The organism is Thiolapillus sp., from assembly GCF_048562965.1.
Classification (GTDB): domain Bacteria; phylum Pseudomonadota; class Gammaproteobacteria; order Chromatiales; family Chromatiaceae; genus Thiolapillus; species Thiolapillus brandeum_A.
This window is the reverse complement of record NZ_JBHNMF010001102.1, coordinates 1-886: the sequence shown is the minus strand read 5'-3', so window position 1 is coordinate 886 and position 886 is coordinate 1. Positions and strand designations below refer to the sequence as shown.

Annotated in this window: 1 protein-coding gene; it reads left to right on the top strand. The window is 50.6% G+C overall.

Features of this window, described 5'->3' with window-relative positions:
• A partial coding sequence (locus tag ACOCD2_RS22585) for a hypothetical protein (RefSeq protein WP_419626176.1) occupies positions 1-886 on the top strand: 886 nt, incomplete at both ends.

The following is an 886-nucleotide window of genomic DNA, read 5'->3' as shown; positions in this document are numbered from 1 at the left end:
TACCAGTGGACAACCTGCCGATCTTCGTGGAAAGAAAGGCGCTGCTGTCCTGAAAGAGGCGGACGCTTTTATCTCACACCAGCGTTACAAGACCACTTCCGGGCGAAAAAGGGACTGGCTGAAGATCGAAAAGGCTTTAGGCAACTCAGAGATTGAATTGCCGATGACTGTGGGAAATGAGGCGATCTACGATGATGTCGCAGCCTACCGCGACACACTGTATGCATTCATCCATGAAGCAAATGGAGATGCCCGGGAGCGACTGTTGCAAACGGATCTTATGCCTCTATTGAAGATTTTACGAACAAGAGATTCTAGCAAAAAGACCAGCAAGACCGTACCGGCCATCACCGGTATGAGTTTCGAAGTAATGCTTCAGGGGATTTGGCGAGCCTTAGAAGAGTTTGCGAAGGATTGCGGTGGCCAGTCGTTGACCGAGCAACTATCTGGGGTTCATGTGGAGTTAATCCGTTTTGACCATGACCTTACTGCTGATGATGATGGTGGCGTTGGTGCAGAAGAATTGGCTCGCGAGTTGTTGCAGGGCTGTCTCGGAGGCTTGGATGAGGTTTTTGAAGGCATTGATTGCAGACTGCCGCGGGATGAGGATCAAGCGCGACTGCCTCGTGTCCAATGGGATCACGTGGTACCCATTACCCTAGATCTAAAGCTGGATGACCTGAAATATGGGACCAGTCGTGCTCGTCCAAATGTGCAGTTCAAGGTCATAGTTGCCGGTATTGATCTGGACCAGACCACGGAGGCAGTATTCAAGTGGGTGCTTTCACCTACGCAGCCTGAACGTGTGCGCTTTGAATGCGCGAGAAACGTAAGAGAGTTGTGGTTAAAGGAACGGAACCCAGATCGGTTTTTGCCTACTTTTCAG